Below are 16,498 nucleotides of genomic sequence, written 5' to 3'. Positions count from 1 at the left end.
AAGTGTTTTAGATAACTTTAATACGTAAAAAAGCACTAATCTTATTTGGATTAGTGCTTTTTGTAATCTTATAATCTATGTATTAAGAATTTTGGCTTATTGCGTCTTTGAATTTCATCAGCCTTACATAGCCAGGGCATTTTGTTATGTCACGTTGCCATTGTTCTAATTCAATAAATTGTATTTTTAGAAATAACGACACATCAACCACGATTTGATCTTCGCTTATTTGTACTTTTTCAGGATATGTTTTGCCAAACAACTCCTGCTTTAATTCATCAATAGTCACTTTTCCCTCCTCTTAATTAACCTATATACGCATACGTAATACCATCTCCACCTCTATCTGCATGCTCATCTTCGAAACGTGAAACATGATTGTACTTACGCAAATAATCACGAATAAACTTTCGTAAAATTCCATCGCCCTTGCCATGAATAATTTTCAGGGTCGGATATCCAATCATGACTGCGCGATCCAACACCAATTCAATTTTATGTAAAGCATCTTCTGTGCGCATACCGCGCACATCAATCTCAGGATAAAAGTCTGCTGCCGATTCCGTTGAAACTGCAGCTTGACGCTTTATAGCTTTTGATTTTTCTTTGCTTCTTAATTTTGTTACACGATTCTTTTTAACTACGGTACGAAGCTCACCTAAAGCAATTATTAAGCTGTTGTTTTTAGTAATCTCTAGTATTTCGCCTTCTGAATTGGAATCTTCTATTCGCACCCAATCTCCCACTTCCAATTCTGTGGTCACACTAGGATTGGACGCAACAGTAACTTTTTTGTCTTTCTGCAAAGCCGAGCTGTGTTGATCCAAACTTTTATTTAGCTTAGAACGAATTTCCTTCGTTTTCTCCTTATCGGCTTTGGCAGATTTAATCTCTGAAATCGTATTTTCAATTAGCTTATTTGCATCTTTAAGAATAAGCTTTGCTTCTTCTTTTGCTTTGCGAATAATTTCTCTTTTGTTTGTTTCGATGTCCGCATTCAGGCTATCATATTTAGCTTTGAGCTCGATTAGTTCACGCTCACGTTTACTAATTGCGTATTTTGTATCAACGATTTCTTTTTTGTCACGTTCCAAATCAACTAGCAAAGTATCCACTTTCTTTTGCTGAACGCCGATTTTTTGTTTTGCAGATTCTAAAATCTCATTGGACAAACCAATATTTTGTGCTATTTCGAAAGCGTAAGAACTCCCTGGTTTCCCGGTTTGCAAAATATACAAAGGTTGCATCTTTTGGTTATCAAATAACATCGAAGCATTTTCTAAGCCTTTGGTATGGCTCGCAAATAACTTAAGGTTTGAATAGTGCGTAGTTATTACACCTCTCACTTGCTTTTTGTTCAACTGCTCTAAAACCGCTTCTGCTATTGGGCCACCAAATTGAGGGTCAGTACCTGTACCAAACTCATCAATGACAACCAGTGTTCGAGCATTCGCAAATGTCGTAAAATGTTTCATCTTCGAAAGATGCGCTGAATATGTACTCAAATCACTTTCAATAGACTGATCATCGCCGATATCTGCAAAAATCTGCTTAAATATTCCTACTGAAGAATTTTCATCTGCCGGAATAAGAAGTCCAGATTGTACCATTAACTGTAGCAAACCAACTGTTTTCATACACACAGACTTACCACCAGCATTGGGCCCTGAAACCAAAATAACGCGATCTGTAGCATCAATCTTAATATTTAACGGAACTACGTGGCTTTTTTCCCGAAGTGAATTTAGATACAATATTGGATGTCTTGCATTCACCAAATTGATACTTGCCTCCTTATCAATCAAAGGCATATTAGCTTGTAAATCAATGGCGAATAAAGCCTTCGCGCGAACGAAATCTAACTTGGTGATTAATCCATGATAAGATAACAAAAGTGGCACATGCGGACGTATTTCTGTAGTCAATTCTGTCAAAATTCGAATTACTTCGCGACGCCTATCAAACTCCAAATCTCTTACTCTATTGTTTAAATGAAAGACTTCTTCTGGCTCAATATAAGCTGTTTGTCCTGTTGCAGACTCATCATGAATCAGACCTTTTAACTTTCTTTTATTCTCAGCCAAAATTGGAATACACAAACGCCCATCACGAATGGTTAAATTACCATCTGCAGTCCATCCACTAGCTTGCGCTTGACGATAAACAATGTCTAGACGCTTACGCGCTTCTTGTTCGGATTTCGCTATTTCTTGAGTAATCGCTTCCAAAAGTCGAGAAGCGTTATTTTTTAATTTTCCACGTTCGTCCAAGACGCGTTCAATAGAACGGATAATTGACTTTTCAATCGGTAAATGTTCAAACAGCAACTCTAGATTTGCGTATTGACCTTCCCTGTCGTTGAAATAACGAATAATATTAAACACGGTTCGCAATGCTAAAAGCATGCGATATAGTTCGTCCTCGGCAAGAAAAGTTCCTTCTAGTTTTGCTTTGTCCGCCAATGGTTTTATAGGATAAATATGATCCACCGGTAGCGGCTCATCGTGCATCAACAACTGTTTGAATTCGTGTGTCTGACGCAAAAAACGATCAATTTGATCGACCTTTATCTGCGGTTGGATTTTCTCCACCATTGTGCGTCCCGCCTCACTCAAACATTTTTCTTTGATTAATTCCCGAATCTCTGTGAAGCCTAACTTATCTATTGCATTTTGTGGATATATCATTGAGGTAACGCTCTCTTTACAGGTTTCACCATTCTATCATTTCGTAGCATTTCTCTTTGCTGCCGCAATTGTTCAGCTTTTGGAAGTTCATTTTGCACCGTCGGCACAGAATCGACTAACACTGGTGCCACTTCTGATGAATCAGACGTTCTATCCAAAATAACTTCATTCACCTGTGCAGGTGTCGGCTGAGGTGCATGATAATAGTATCCTGATGGAATGAAAATCCTTAATTTATTAATAAATTTCTCACTATTCAACTTGTACTGCGTCAAGTCTACTTTATTATTTTTTGCGGTGTCAACATGAATAAAAGGCGACTTAAAGTTTCGCATATAATTTGCCAAACTATCTTTATGCAGCATATTTAAATTCGGCATTGGCGACAAATTCAAATAATTTGCAATAAATTCTACATTTGAATTGTTAATTAATCGCCTATTAAATTCATAGTAATTTTTGTATCCAGTATCACTCGCATTATAATATCTCAGATTTTCGATTCTACTGTACAGACGTTGCAAGTAGTGAACTCTATTCATGGAATCTTGCTGGAAAGCATTTCGAATAGAATCTTCCAAATGAATTTCGCGTTCGTAACTACTCAATTTGCTGTTGACATTTGTATAAATTTTATCCGTCAAATTGGGATTCCCAAAATAAAAATCCAGGTTTTTGACAAAAGTCGCAGAATCCAAATCATATTTCTCAAAAATCTTGTCATAAAGCACGGGCATCACACGTTTAGCGCTATCTGAAGGCAAAGTATTCAGGTATCCATCGACTAGCGAAACCTCCGTAAGTACTTCTGTAATTTTACTTTCCGAAATTACACCACTCGGTTTTGACTTTGCGCAAGATAGAATCAAAAAAAACGATATAAATATGCTGTATAATAACCTTTGCATTGCTTAAATTTGTACAAAAATACGAAATGATACTCTTCTAATGAGTACATCTTGTAAAATAATAATTTATCTTCTTAAATAGATTTTAATAATGAGTATTACAACAAATATTGAGGAAATTCAGAATGAGTTAAAACCTGTGGGTGTGACTCTAGTGGCGATATCGAAAACAAAACCTATAGAAGATATACAAGAAGCGTATAATGCAGGACAGCGTATTTTTGGCGAGAACATGGTTCAAGAGATGGTTGAGAAATACGAAATTCTCCCGAAAGATATCGAATGGCACCTTGTTGGGCATTTGCAAACTAATAAAGTCAAATACATTGCTCCTTTCATTTCGATGATTGAATCTGTGGATTCAATCAAATTGTTGAAAGAAATAAATAAACATGCTGTAAAAAACAATCGTATAATAGACTGTTTGTTGCAAATCTATATTGCTGACGAAGACACAAAATTCGGTTTAGATCATGTAGAGTTGATTGAGTTGTTAGAGAGCCAAGAGTTCGCCGAATTGGAAAATATTCGTATACGTGGATTAATGGGTATAGCAACCAACACGGATAACGAAAAAATTATCAAAGAGGAATTCTACGAATTGAAAATGTTATTTGACGGCATCAAGGTGAGCTATTTCCGTAAAGAAGACTCTTTTGATACACTTTCAATGGGGATGTCCTCTGATTACAAACTTGCAATCGAACAAGGCAGCAACATGATTCGTCTAGGCAGTACGTTATTCGGGAAAAGAGTTATTAAACATTTCAAAGCAAACTAATATTTTGCATATTCTACAGTCAATGATAAAACTGTTTTCAAGTATTGCAATCATTTTATTTATCTCTTGTAATTCGCAAGGTGAAAGGAATCAAAGCGCTATTTTTCAGAATAATATAAATACAGATACATTAAATTATTATTATAAAACACATAAGGATATCAGTTCTTATTTGGTTGAAAACGATGAAAATGTGGACACAGCTTATTATCAAATTTCTTATCCTTTCTTTTCTGATACAACGTTAAATAACGTTCTAAAACCATTTATTTTAGTGGATGGTGATGAATCCATTGAGACAGCAGCCGAAGCCTTCATTTGGGGTTTTAATGAATTCGTTGAAGAAAGTAGCACACAAAATATTAGTTTTCCTTGGTATAAGAATGTGAAGAGTGAAGTGTGGACAAATACACCATTTTTATTGACATTAGCTACTGCTGTCGATGAATATACAGGTGGCGCACATGGAAATCATTACACTATTATCTCAAATATTGATGTTCAGAACAAAAAGAAAATTGGGTTAAAAGATATCATTGACAAAGAAAAGATTACTGAATTGACTAAAATTGCGGAAGCACAATTTCGAAAAAACGAGAATTTGTCAGATTCTGCATCTTTAGAGAAGGATTTCTTTTTTGAAAATGGTACTTTTGACATCAACGATAATTTTGGGCTAACCAAAAACAGTTTAATTATTTATTATAACGAGTACGAAATAAGACCTTATGCAGAAGGACCTACCCTTTTAGAAATTCCCTACTCTACTATGGAAAATCTTCTAAATCCCACAGGGAAAATGTATGTCAATAGCATAAAACAGTCTTTGAATTAACCCTAATACGAAATCTATACATGCAGGTATTTAAGTTTGGTGGTGCTTCTGTAAAGAACGCAGAAAATATCAAAAACGTAGCATCTATCATATCCACATACAATTCTTCGGAATTGCTCGTTGTTGTCTCTGCTATCAACAAGACCACCAACAAATTGGAACAGGTTATCAATGCTTATTATCATCAAGATGGCAATTATTTTGGATTTTTGGATGAAATCAAAAATGAGCATTATCAAATATTACATGACTTATTTGAGGATCCAAATCACCCTGTTTTCGATGATGTAGCCAATTCTTTTGTAGAAGCAGAATGGATTTTGGAAGAAGAACCTCAAGACGCGTACGATTATTTGTATGATCAGATCGTTTCGTTAGGGGAATTACTTTCGACAAAAATTGTTGCTGCTTACCTCGTTCATACAGGTATGCAAGCCAAATGGATTGATGCGCGTGATTACATTCAGACTGATAATACACATCGTGAAGGAAAAGTAAATTGGCAATTGACAGAAGATAAAATCCGTCGTGATTTACCCGAAATCTTGGATGAACATGTTGTGATTACGCAAGGTTTCATTGGCTCGACTTCAGAAAATTTCACGACTACTTTAGGTCGTGAAGGTTCTGATTATTCCGCTGCGATTTTTGCTTCTTGTCTAAATGCGGAAGATATCACCATTTGGAAAGATGTTCCTGGGGTCTTGAATGCCGATCCAAAATGGTTTGCAGAAACGGAACTGATCCCCGAATTATCATATACAGACGCGATTGAACTTACGTATTATGGTGCAACAGTCATTCACCCGAAGACCATTAAACCCTTACAAAACAAGAAGATAACATTGAATGTACGTTCATTTATCAATCCTGAAAAAGCAGGCACAGTTATTCGCACAACAAACCAAACTTTACCCGTCCCATCCTTTATTTTTAAGGTTGATCAAGTATTTATCAATATTCAATCGCGCGACTTTTCGTTTATTGTAGAAGACAATTTATCTTACATTTTTAATCTTTTGCATGAGCATCGCATCAAAATCAATATGATGCATAATAGTGCTATTAGCTTTGCTATTAGCGTAGATAATACAGGTTCAAATATCAATGCATTGCTAGAAGATTTGGAAAAAAGATTTAAAGTTTCGGTTGAAAAAGGCCTGGAATTGATTACCATTCGTTACTATAATCAACAAACAATTGATCGAGTATTAGTAAATAAAGAAATAATTCGCGAACTTAAGGATCAATATACGTGTCAGATATTGGTTAAAGATTTGAATGAATAAAAACATATTAAATAAAGAGGTTCAGGAATTTATAAAAGCTAACAGACAGTTGGATCCGTCCGCTATTGCCTTTAAGAAAAGTCCATTCCCAGAAGTTTCATCATCCGAATTAGCAGCCCAAATAGATGGCTGGCAACGTGCGTGCAAAAAACTGCCAACTTGGGCATATTCTCCCAATATTTACTATCCAGATAAAATCAACTTAGAGCAATGTTCTTCTGAGCATACTGCTCTTGTCAAGCAATCGCTGATTCGTAAAGGAAGCAAAGTCGTTGATGTGACAGGTGGATTCAGCGTAGACAGTTGCTATATTGCGCAAGAAGCGCAAATTGTGGTTCATTGTGAACTAAATGAAAAGCTATCACATATTGTGAAGCATAATGCAGAACAATTGGGCGTGCGAAATTTAGTGCCTCTGCATACCGATGGTGTTAAATTTGTAGAAGATCAAGAAGATGATTCTATTGATTACATTTACATCGACCCCTCTCGTCGTGTTAATCATGCAAAAGTATTTTTGCTAGAAGATTGCGAACCAAATATCGTGGAATTACAGGAGATGTTTTTCAGCAAATCGCGCTATATTTTATGCAAACTTTCTCCTTTGATGGATATTAATTCAGCTTTGCAAAAGTTGAAACACGTCAAATTACTTTACGTTATTAGTTTAGATGGTGATTGTAAGGAATTATTATTCTTGCAAGACCGAAACTTCGAAGGCGAAACCAAGATTACAGCCATTCGTTTGTTTTCTAACCAACTTCAAAGCCTTTCCTTCACTTTAGAAGAAGAGAAAACAGCTTTAGTAAAGACTTCAGAGCCATTAAAATACCTATACGACCCTGATGTCGCTGTGACCAAAGCAGGCGCATTTAAAAGTATTGCCAAAGAATTTGCTTTATTCAAATTGCACACCCACACCCATTTATATACTTCAAATACTATAGAAAATGAATTTTTGGGACGAATTTTCAAAATTCAAAATGTGTATTCAGTAGGGGAATTCAAAAAATCGAATACGATTACCAAAGCTAATGTTGCTGTAAAAAATTTCCCAATAAAAGTCGATGACATTCGAAAGAAATTCAAAATCAAAGATGGCGGAAATGATTTTCTTTACTTTGTGACCGACTACGCGGAGAATCACATTGTCATACGTTGCTCAAAAATTTAATTAAGACATAGAATTTACAATCTTCTTTCCTATTCATTGTATCTTTAAATTACTATGAATAAATTGAAAATTTCTGCGCTAGAATTAGCTACTATTTGTAAAAACAGCAATCCCTCAGAAGCGATTCAACGTGCCGTAGTAGGCGCACAACATATCGAAAAATTAGGTTTTGAACGCCTTTGGTTTGCCGAACACCATAACATGCCACATATTGCGAGTTCGGCTACTTCGGTTTTAATAGGTCATATTGCAGGCAAAACCAATACTATTCGAGTTGGTTCTGGTGGAATAATGTTGCCAAACCATACGCCATTGGTCATCGCCGAACAATTCGGAACTTTAGAAAGTATTTATCCCGGAAGAATTGATTTAGGATTGGGGCGAGCACCAGGTACGGATCAAGTAACTGCAATGGCTTTGCGCCGCAATAATCTGAATACCTCATTTTATTTCAAAGATGATATTCTGGAATTACAACAATATTTGGATGAGAATAATGTACAAGCTAAAGTCCGTGCATTTCCAGGAGAAGGCTTAGATATTCCGATTTATATTTTGGGGTCAAGTACAGATAGTGCGTATTTGGCAGCAGAATTGGGTTTACCTTATGCTTTTGCAGCACACTTCGCTCCTGCTATGTTAAAACAAGCGACGGAGATTTATCACGAAAAATTCCAACCATCGCAATATTTACAAAAGCCATATTTTATTATTTGTGTGAATATTGTTGCAGCAGAAACAGTAGAAGAAGCGCATTTTCAATCGACTAGCTTGTTCAATATGTTCGCTGGAATTTTGACAAATCTGCGCAAACCCCTATCTCCACCGACTGAAAAGCCAATCTACGATGGTATCCCTGAAATAGAACAAGCCGTGCAAAGTATGGTCAACTGTACATTCATAGGAACAGGGAAAGAAATTCGTGAAGATGTCTTAGCATTTGCAGAACAATATCAGGCGGATGAAATAATGACAACAAATTATATCTTTGATGCAAAGAAACGTTTGGAATCTTTTGATATTATTGCTAAGGCTTTAATAGAAAAATAATAAAAATGGCTGATAAATTTTACCAGCCATTTTTATTATTGCCCTTCCAAATTCAATAAATTATGCTGCGTAGCGGTAAAGATATTTCTAAAGACTATATTGAGTTCATTATCTTTTTGTGCGCCAGAGATTCCAACTAATGGAAATAAAGTCGTCACTGCTTCTCTGATTTCTCGAACCATTCTTCTAGATTCGGTTGCTATTTCAGTTAATAACTCTTGAGAGATATTTCCTGCATCAACAGAAACTTGCTCCCAAAGTTGCAGAATAAGCATTTCAGCTTTTTGATCATAACTTTCAGCTTGTTGTTGATAAGCATCAACCTGACGAAAACAAATTTTACTGTATTTTTCAGCCCAATCGGTATTTTTTGATTTATCAAAAAAGTACTTTTCGACCAAATCCAAAAAGCGCTTATACATCCCCAAATAATTTGGCAACAACGTCAATTCCGCAAAGGTCATAAAAGGAATTTTGTATAGCGTATTGTCTACTTTGCGCGATGAAGGCGTTAGTTCAAAAGCATAGTCTTTATCTATTGCAACAGTTTCCAATGAAAAACTATGCGAAGCCGTACACTCCAAACCAAATGTATCCCAATCGTAATGAATTAGCACATGTTCTCTAGGCACAAAGAAAGAATACACTACAGGTTCACCTTGTTCATTTACACGTTGGATATCACCATCGTATATAAAAGCATTCAACGTAAAATGTGTCAAATGCGGCGCCCCTGTAGCATATTGCCAAACTCCAGTAAGGTGATATTTTCCATCCTCAAAAACAGCTTTGCCATTGGCTCTTCCACTCCCACCGAAACAAACTTTTGGGTTTTCAAAAACTTCCCTTGCTACTTCAGATTCAATGAATCCTGAAAACATATTTGCACCTGAACAAAGTGTTACCGTCCACGCAAATGCACCATCCCAATACGCTAAATTCTTAATCAAATTAAAACCTTCTAAGAGATTTAAATCTAACCCTTTATATTCTTTAGGCACCCATACATTAAACCAATTATTTTTATAAATTAAGTCTAATTGTTCGGCTACTAATTGTTTGGCTGAAATAGATTTGGCTTGCGAATCACGGATAACGGCTATAGTTTGTTCGTTTAACTGCATATTAAGAAATTTTGGCTTCGAGTTTCATTATTTTTGCCCATTTGAAATAACCAAAAATGGCTACAATAAACAGGAAAGTGGTCATTAACGCAAATAAATATAAGTCTTTGTGAATCAATAAAGGTACCGCAAATGCATTGCTGACATTCAGTAAAATCCAGTTTTCAATTTTTCGTCGCGCCAAAAGCCACATTCCAGCCCATGCTGTAGCTGACACCCAAGCATCCCAAACGGGCACATCTGAATCCGTAAATGAGATTAGTGAAAAATAAAGAACTATAAATGCAACTATAACTATGCTAGCTACAATAGACCATTCACGCTTATTACAACCTGTAATCGGTTGTTCGCTTGCTTCCTTATTGGTTTTCCAATACCACCAACCGTAGACACTCATCACGAGATAATACATGTTCAAGGCGATATCTGCATAGAGTTTAGCCCCAAAAAGCACATACATGCCTGAAATAATCCCTAAAATTCCGAACAGGTAATTGGAAACTTTATTGTTTTTGCTTAGAAGTACCTGAATTATACCACAGCCGACAGAAAATCTTTCTAACCAAGAGGTCGATAGAAAAGCTTGTATTATTTGGTCTATAATTTCCATTTAAGTGCGTTATAATTTATATTAAACTACACTTACGGAAATGCTTTGATAGCTTTTAGAAATTAATCCCTACGCCAGCATTACCTGGATCAGGTTCCTTCCGATAGACGGAATTGGGTATAATCTCAGCTTAAAAAGTAGAGCCTCTTCGGGCTCTACTCTAGCACCCCATAAGTTTCTTTACTTATATATTAATCCATTTTTAATATGCGTTGCGAATGCTCGCGAACTTGCGCACAAAGTTCTGGATTGTCATTTAGTGACTGACCCCAAGAAGGAATCATTTCACGAAGTTTCTTTTTATATTCCGAAGATTTCGCTCTTTCAGGGAAGCATTTCTTCAACAACTGAATCATAATTGCTACAGAAGTTGAAGCTCCAGGAGAAGCACCCAATAAAGCAGCGATAGAACCATCTGCACTGGAAACAACCTCCGTACCGAATTCTAATACACCACCGTGTTTAGGATCTTTCTTAATTACCTGCACGCGTTGACCAGCTTTCTCAATAACCCAATCTTCCAACTTAGCTGTAGGCATGAATTGTTTCAAAGACTCCAATTTGTCTTTTGGTTTTTTCATCACCTCCGTAATCAAATATTTTGTCAAATCTAAGTTATCTAAACCTGCAGACAACATCGGTTTGATATTTGACAACTTGATAGAAGCTGGTAAATCAAAGAATGAACCTTGTTTCAAAAATTTAGTTGAAAATCCCGCATATGGTCCAAACAATAACGCTTGCTTGCCGTCGATATAACGTGTATCCAAGTGTGGAACAGACATCGGAGGCGCACCTACAGATGCTTTACCGTACACTTTCGCTTGGTGTTGTTTGATGATTTCCTCGTTTGTACATCTCAACCATTGGCCACCAACAGGGAAACCTCCGTAACCGTTAGCTTCAGGAATACCTGATTTTTCTAACAATAATAAAGAGTGACCACCTGCACCGATGAATACAAATTTCGCTTTGATTTCGCGTTTATCACCAGTTTTAAGATCTTTTACTTCTACTTCCCAACGACCATCATCCTCGCGATCAATATCTTTAACTTCTTGATTAACCGAAATATTGATGTTTTTCTTTGTTGCAAGATGGCTAATTAAATCTCTAGTCAATGCACCGAAATTTACATCCGTACCGATATCCATTTTTGTAGCGGCAATAGGCTCATTCCCTACTCTACCTTCCATCATCAATGGCACCCACTCATTTAACAACGTCGTATCTTCGGTATATTCCATACCTTTAAACAACGTTTCTTTGGTCATTGCCTCAAAACGTGTTTTCAAGAATTGCACGTCATCAGCACCAAATACAGCACTCATGTGCGGTACTTTACGGATGAAATCTTCTGGATTTTTGATAATTCCTTTTTCTACCAAATAAGCCCAAAATTGTTTCGATACCTCGAATTGTTCTGCAATTTTGATTGCCTTATCAATTTTCACTGAACCATCAGCCTGTTGTGGCGTATAATTCAATTCACATAAAGCAGAGTGACCAGTACCCGCATTATTCCACGCGTCGGAGCTCTCGGCTGCCACTACGTCTAAACGCTCTAAAATCTCAATATTTATATCTGGATTTAATTCATTGATCAATGTACCTAGAGTAGCACTCATGATACCTCCACCAATTAGCACTACATCAACTTCTGATTTTTGTTTTTTCTTGCCCATGACTAGTATTAATTGCAACAAAATTAACATTCGTAAATCTTTCTAACGAATGATTTTGTCAATTTATGCTCATATAATTTGAAATTTATCAAGAAAAAGTCAATACCTATTTAAGAATGAAAGTCGATGTCATTTTTTAATAAATTATTACTATTTCAAAATTTGTGTATTTTTGTTTTTGCTGCCGCAAAGATGGTATCTTCGCAGTCTTAGAAATCGAAACTATAAAAAATAATATATGAAATTATTAGAGGGAAAAACAGCTTTAGTAACTGGTGCATCAAAAGGTATCGGTCGTAGAATCGCAGAAGTATTTGCTCAACAAGGTGCTAACGTGGCTTTCACATACCTATCGTCGGTAGAAAAAGGTCAAGCTTTGGAGCATGAACTGCAAGCATTCGGCACTAAAGTCGTAGGTTATCGCTCAGATGCTTCAAAATTCGATGAAGCAGAAAAATTAATCAATGACATCGTAACTGATTTTGGAACTATTGATATCGTTGTAAACAATGCAGGTATCACAAAAGATGGTCTTTTGATGCGTATGACAGAAGAAAATTGGGATGATGTAATCAATGTAAACTTAAAGTCTATCTTCAATGTAACAAAAGCGGCTTCTAAAGTTATGATGAAAAACCGTAAAGGTACTTTTATCAATATGTCTTCGGTTGTAGGTATCCAAGGTAATGCAGGCCAAGCAAACTATGCAGCCTCTAAATCTGGTATTATTGGTTTCACGAAATCCGTTGCTAAAGAATTAGGTTCTCGCAATATCCGCGCAAACGTAGTTGCGCCAGGATTTATCCGTACAGAAATGACGGACGTATTAGACCCTAAGGTAGTAGCAGGCTGGGAAGCTGGAATTCCATTGAAACGTGCGGGTTCTACAGACGACATCGCAAATGCATGTCTATTCTTAGCTTCTGACTTATCATCATATATCACAGGACAAACATTGTCAGTAGATGGCGGTATGGTATAATAATGTCTTTAATGTCATGTTGAGCGAAGGCGAAACATCTATTGGATAATGTAGAGATCCTTCAGCAAGCCTCAGGATGACAATTGGATACTTATTTTATGATTGTAATAAAACGATGGGAAGCGTCTCGAGTAATTTGAGACGCTTTTTTTATGCTTATAATTTTGATAAACATTAAAATCTCTTAATAAGAAATACAAATATCAAATTCCTGCAAAAGTCATTGTTCATCGAAAATGTCGCCAATGTTGAATCAGCCCCTCATCCCCCAACACATCCCTGATTCCTGCGAAGCAGTACTGAGTTGCCAATTGCAGGAATGTTGAGACCTTGTGGCAACTCGGTACAGCGACGAGTTTTGCCTCCTTTTGGGGTCAAAAGGAGGATGCCTGCCCGGCATATAGGGCAAATTGAAATATATCTAGTATATTTTTATACTTATATTTGTAGCCTATGATCGCTAAAGAAGATGTTTTTTCTATACAGAATGATGAAGATTTCAATCGTGTTGCCCTAGAAGTTTTCCAATACCAATTTGAAAACATTAAGGTTTACCAACAATATGTAAGCAATCTGCATATAGACACTACAGCTATTAGACATTATACGGAAATTCCTTTTCTACCTATTCAGTTTTTCAAAACGCGAAATGTTTCAACATTAGAAAGTGATCCAATTATTACTTTTACTAGTTCGGGTACGACAGGCATGATTAATAGTCAGCATCATGTGTACGATTTGGAATGGTACCAAACGAGCTTTCGTAAAGCTTTTGCCCAGTTTTATGGTAATATCGAAGATATTGCAGTATTAGCGTTGCTTCCATCCTATTTAGAACGTGAAGGTTCTTCTTTAATCTACATGGTGGATGATTTGATGCAATCATCGCAACAGCTCGAAAGCAATTACTTCCTATACAACCACGACGAGTTGTTTGCTACTTTAAAGCAATTACAAGCCAAAGGTACCAAGACATTATTAATAGGTGTGACCTATGCTTTATTGGATTTTGTAGAAACGAATTCAATTGACTTCCCACAACTAATCGTTATGGAAACGGGCGGTATGAAAGGAAAACGCAAAGAAATGATCCGCGAAGAATTGCATCAGATACTTTGTACTGGTTTTGGTGTATCGGCTATTCACTCCGAATACGGTATGACCGAACTATTGTCCCAAGGCTATTCTAAAGGTGAAGGTCTCTTCCAAACCCCAAAATGGATGAAAATATTAATCCGCGATACCAACGATCCGTTGACTTTGCTTCAAAACAGTAATACCGGAGCTATTAATGTTATCGACTTAGCCAATATACATTCTTGTTCCTTTATCGCGACACAAGATTTAGGTAAATTATACCCCGACCAATCTTTTGAAATCTTAGGCAGATTCGATAATGCAGATATCAGAGGTTGTAATTTGTTGGTGCAATAAGTTTACAGCTCTATATATGTTATTATTTAACAATAAAGATTATACAATTAATTAAATTAGCTACTAAAGAAGCTTAGTTTAGCTATACAAAACTCTATAGCTTAGAAAACAATCATTCTTGTTCGCTACAGAGATAAAAAGCTAATAAACAGCGATATATAAATTCATCTTAAATTTATCACGAAATTCGTTTATAGAGACGTATTGGCGAACCTATTATGTATATTAGTTTCGTGTAACCAATTGTTGTACGAAATATTCCACAAAACAGTAACCAAATCAAATTCTTTTAATATGGGATTTTTTGACTTTTTGAAGAAAAAAGAATTAACACAAATTCAAAATTTAATTAATGAATTATCGAATTGTAATTCCTCGAAAAACAATTTAGAAAATCAGTTAGAAAAATACTCTGCTATTACAAATGTTGAAAATGAAGTCTCCAACTTAAGAGAAAAAATAAGAATTCAAAAACTTGAGTTTGAAGAATTAAACAATAAATACCAAAATGCAAAAGAAATTTATAAAAATCTAAAACATGAAGTTTCAATTTTTGAAACAAATTTAGATTTAGCAGAATTTGGTGTATATGAACCAGTTTTTGACTTCGAAAAATCTGATGATTATCGTGAAGAGCAAAATAGAATAATCAACTTACAAAAGTCATTAATTAAAAATGAAAGAGCTGCCATCTGTCATACAACATGGACAGTAAATGGTAGTGAGGCTCAGGGCAGAGCATCTACTAAAAAATTCATTAAATTAATTTTAAGAGCATTTAATGGTGAAGCAGATTCACTCATTACGAAAGTCAAATGGAACAATATAAATCAAATAAGAGAAAGATTAAACAAATCTTTTAATACCCTTAACTCATTAGGTAAAAGCAAAGCCGTTGAAATAAATAGAGAATATTTTAATTTAAAAATAAAAGAACTTTTACTTGAATATGAATTCAGACTAAAAAAGCAACAAGAAAGAGAAGAACAACGTGCCTTAGCTGAAGAATTAAGAGAAGAAGAAAAAGCCAAAAGAGAATATGAGAAAGCACAAAAAGAAGCAGAAAAATTAGAAGCATATTATCAAAAAATATTAGAAAAAGTCAAAAAAGATTATCAATCACAAATTTGTAATCCAGAAGATCTACAAAACAAAATAAAAGAATTAGAAAGAGATTTAGAAGAAGCAAGACTTAAAAAAGAAAGAGCATTATCCATGGCTCAACAAACTAAGCGAGGTAATGTTTATATAATTTCAAATATTGGTTCATTTGGTGAGAATGTATACAAGATTGGTATGACTAGACGTTTAGAACCAAAGGATAGAGTTAGGGAATTGGGAGATGCCTCTGTTCCTTTTAAATTTGATGTTCATGCTATGATATATAGTGATGAAGCTAGAACTTTAGAATATGAACTTCACAAAGCTTTTGCTCCTAGAGCTTTAAACTTATTCAACTTTAGAAAAGAGTTTTTTAAAGTTACACTAGAAGAAATTGAAGAAAAGGTTCGAGAGCTTGGTTTTGAAGTAGAATTTTCTACTATTCCTGAAGCTGAAGAATTTAATGAAACCTTAGCTATTAAAGAAAAAAGAAAAACATATGAAGTTGTAAATGAATATTTAGAAGAGGAAAAATATCCTAATTCTCTTTTCTAAAAAACAATGCGTACAATATCGGTAACTTTTGCATAACTACTTCTAGAACCTAAAAATCGTAAATATTTGACGTCTTTTAAGCGAGGTTTATTTTTTAATGAATGTGTACTTTCTTAGCTTAATAGAAATAAAAAGCAATGGCATAAGATAGTAACAGATTGAAAGTTCTATCTTAAATCGCTTGAGCACCAAGGCTGTAAATTGTTGCCAATGTACCATATAAATTGCCGATAACTTGCATACCACAATAATTGTACATATTTTTGTACAAAATAAAACACAG

The 16,498-nt window shown here is 35.4% G+C and carries 14 protein-coding genes; 8 read left to right on the top strand and 6 right to left on the bottom strand.

What is annotated here, in order from left to right; genetic code table 11:
* Positions 1–82 precede the first annotated feature (82 nt).
* Genes GOQ16_RS15280 through GOQ16_RS15270 form a run of 3 tightly spaced genes read right to left on the bottom strand, consistent with a single transcriptional unit; the run spans position 83 to position 3,595 of the window.
* A complete protein-coding gene (locus GOQ16_RS15280; protein ID WP_160070085.1) occupies positions 83–289 on the bottom strand; it encodes a DUF6965 family protein in 207 nt (68 codons plus the stop codon).
* A gap of 16 nt (positions 290–305) precedes the next feature.
* Positions 306–2,687: an endonuclease MutS2 gene (locus GOQ16_RS15275; RefSeq protein ID WP_160070084.1), complete on the bottom strand. Its 2,382-nt coding sequence runs from the start codon at positions 2,685–2,687 to the stop codon at positions 306–308.
* Positions 2,684–3,595 (bottom strand): DUF4296 domain-containing protein, encoded by a 912-nt coding sequence (locus GOQ16_RS15270; protein ID WP_160070083.1) that lies wholly within the window; start codon positions 3,593–3,595, stop codon positions 2,684–2,686. Before GOQ16_RS15270 ends, GOQ16_RS15275 begins: the two co-directional genes overlap by 4 nt.
* 91 nt (positions 3,596–3,686) lie before the next feature.
* On the opposite strand from GOQ16_RS15270, the gene GOQ16_RS15265 reads away from it, so the two are divergent.
* From GOQ16_RS15265 to GOQ16_RS15245, 5 genes are read left to right on the top strand one after another with little or no spacing between them, the layout of a single operon-like run.
* Complete coding sequence (locus GOQ16_RS15265; RefSeq protein WP_160070082.1) at positions 3,687–4,376, top strand: YggS family pyridoxal phosphate-dependent enzyme; 690 nt, start codon at positions 3,687–3,689, stop codon at positions 4,374–4,376.
* A gap of 22 nt (positions 4,377–4,398) precedes the next feature.
* Positions 4,399–5,211, top strand: coding sequence for an RsiV family protein (locus GOQ16_RS15260; protein WP_160070081.1), 813 nt, complete (start codon positions 4,399–4,401; stop codon positions 5,209–5,211).
* 20 nt (positions 5,212–5,231) lie between these two features.
* The gene (locus tag GOQ16_RS15255) at positions 5,232–6,500 is read left to right on the top strand and encodes an aspartate kinase (RefSeq protein ID WP_160070080.1); all 1,269 of its coding nucleotides are present in this window, start codon (positions 5,232–5,234) and stop codon (positions 6,498–6,500) included.
* Positions 6,493–7,674: a THUMP-like domain-containing protein gene (locus tag GOQ16_RS15250; protein WP_160070079.1), complete on the top strand. Its 1,182-nt coding sequence runs from the start codon at positions 6,493–6,495 to the stop codon at positions 7,672–7,674. Before GOQ16_RS15255 ends, GOQ16_RS15250 begins: the two co-directional genes overlap by 8 nt.
* 54 nt (positions 7,675–7,728) lie before the next feature.
* Entirely contained in the window at positions 7,729–8,724 is a 996-nt protein-coding gene (locus GOQ16_RS15245; RefSeq protein WP_160070078.1) for an LLM class flavin-dependent oxidoreductase, read from the top strand.
* Between the two features lie 35 nt (positions 8,725–8,759).
* Here the strand turns inward: GOQ16_RS15245 and GOQ16_RS15240 are convergent, their stop codons facing one another.
* The 3 genes from GOQ16_RS15240 to GOQ16_RS15230 all read right to left on the bottom strand — a co-directional run bounded on the left by GOQ16_RS15240 (position 8,760) and on the right by GOQ16_RS15230 (position 12,143).
* Positions 8,760–9,848, bottom strand: coding sequence for an acyl-CoA dehydrogenase family protein (locus tag GOQ16_RS15240; RefSeq protein ID WP_160070077.1), 1,089 nt, complete (start codon positions 9,846–9,848; stop codon positions 8,760–8,762).
* Position 9,849: 1 nt separating this feature from the next.
* Complete coding sequence (gene pnuC / locus GOQ16_RS15235) at positions 9,850–10,458, bottom strand: nicotinamide riboside transporter PnuC (RefSeq protein WP_160070076.1); 609 nt, start codon at positions 10,456–10,458, stop codon at positions 9,850–9,852.
* Between the two features lie 191 nt (positions 10,459–10,649).
* A complete protein-coding gene (locus GOQ16_RS15230) occupies positions 10,650–12,143 on the bottom strand; it encodes a malate:quinone oxidoreductase (protein WP_160070075.1) in 1,494 nt (497 codons plus the stop codon).
* 238 nt (positions 12,144–12,381) lie between these two features.
* On the opposite strand from GOQ16_RS15230, the gene fabG reads away from it, so the two are divergent.
* The 3 genes from fabG (at position 12,382) to GOQ16_RS15215 (ending at position 16,215) form a co-directional block, all read left to right on the top strand.
* The gene (gene fabG / locus GOQ16_RS15225; RefSeq protein WP_160070074.1) at positions 12,382–13,125 is read left to right on the top strand and encodes a 3-oxoacyl-[acyl-carrier-protein] reductase; all 744 of its coding nucleotides are present in this window, start codon (positions 12,382–12,384) and stop codon (positions 13,123–13,125) included.
* A gap of 453 nt (positions 13,126–13,578) precedes the next feature.
* Positions 13,579–14,559, top strand: coding sequence for an acyl transferase (locus tag GOQ16_RS15220; protein ID WP_160070073.1), 981 nt, complete (start codon positions 13,579–13,581; stop codon positions 14,557–14,559).
* 294 nt (positions 14,560–14,853) lie between these two features.
* Positions 14,854–16,215, top strand: a complete 1,362-nt coding sequence (locus GOQ16_RS15215; protein ID WP_160070072.1) for an SNIPE associated domain-containing protein — start codon at positions 14,854–14,856, stop codon at positions 16,213–16,215.
* The last annotated feature ends 283 nt before the right edge of the window (positions 16,216–16,498 follow it).

This window comes from Sphingobacterium bovisgrunnientis, from assembly GCF_009829085.1.
GTDB lineage: Bacteria > Bacteroidota > Bacteroidia > Sphingobacteriales > Sphingobacteriaceae > Sphingobacterium > Sphingobacterium bovisgrunnientis.
This window is presented reverse-complemented; position numbering and strand designations above follow the sequence as displayed.

Excerpts from the sequence above, each read along its gene's own strand:
- GOQ16_RS15275 (WP_160070084.1), bottom strand. The coding sequence starts at position 2,687 with ATGATATATCCACAAAATGCAATAGATAAGTTAGGCTTCACAGAGATT.
- GOQ16_RS15270 (WP_160070083.1), bottom strand. The coding sequence starts at position 3,595 with ATGCAAAGGTTATTATACAGCATATTTATATCGTTTTTTTTGATTCTA.
- GOQ16_RS15265 (WP_160070082.1), top strand. The coding sequence starts at position 3,687 with ATGAGTATTACAACAAATATTGAGGAAATTCAGAATGAGTTAAAACCT.
- GOQ16_RS15260 (WP_160070081.1), top strand. The coding sequence starts at position 4,399 with ATGATAAAACTGTTTTCAAGTATTGCAATCATTTTATTTATCTCTTGT.
- GOQ16_RS15255 (WP_160070080.1), top strand. The coding sequence starts at position 5,232 with ATGCAGGTATTTAAGTTTGGTGGTGCTTCTGTAAAGAACGCAGAAAAT.
- GOQ16_RS15250 (WP_160070079.1), top strand. The coding sequence starts at position 6,493 with ATGAATAAAAACATATTAAATAAAGAGGTTCAGGAATTTATAAAAGCT.
- GOQ16_RS15245 (WP_160070078.1), top strand. The coding sequence starts at position 7,729 with ATGAATAAATTGAAAATTTCTGCGCTAGAATTAGCTACTATTTGTAAA.
- GOQ16_RS15240 (WP_160070077.1), bottom strand. The coding sequence starts at position 9,848 with ATGCAGTTAAACGAACAAACTATAGCCGTTATCCGTGATTCGCAAGCC.
- pnuC (WP_160070076.1), bottom strand. The coding sequence starts at position 10,458 with ATGGAAATTATAGACCAAATAATACAAGCTTTTCTATCGACCTCTTGG.
- GOQ16_RS15230 (WP_160070075.1), bottom strand. The coding sequence starts at position 12,143 with ATGGGCAAGAAAAAACAAAAATCAGAAGTTGATGTAGTGCTAATTGGT.
- fabG (WP_160070074.1), top strand. The coding sequence starts at position 12,382 with ATGAAATTATTAGAGGGAAAAACAGCTTTAGTAACTGGTGCATCAAAA.
- GOQ16_RS15220 (WP_160070073.1), top strand. The coding sequence starts at position 13,579 with ATGATCGCTAAAGAAGATGTTTTTTCTATACAGAATGATGAAGATTTC.
- GOQ16_RS15215 (WP_160070072.1), top strand. The coding sequence starts at position 14,854 with ATGGGATTTTTTGACTTTTTGAAGAAAAAAGAATTAACACAAATTCAA.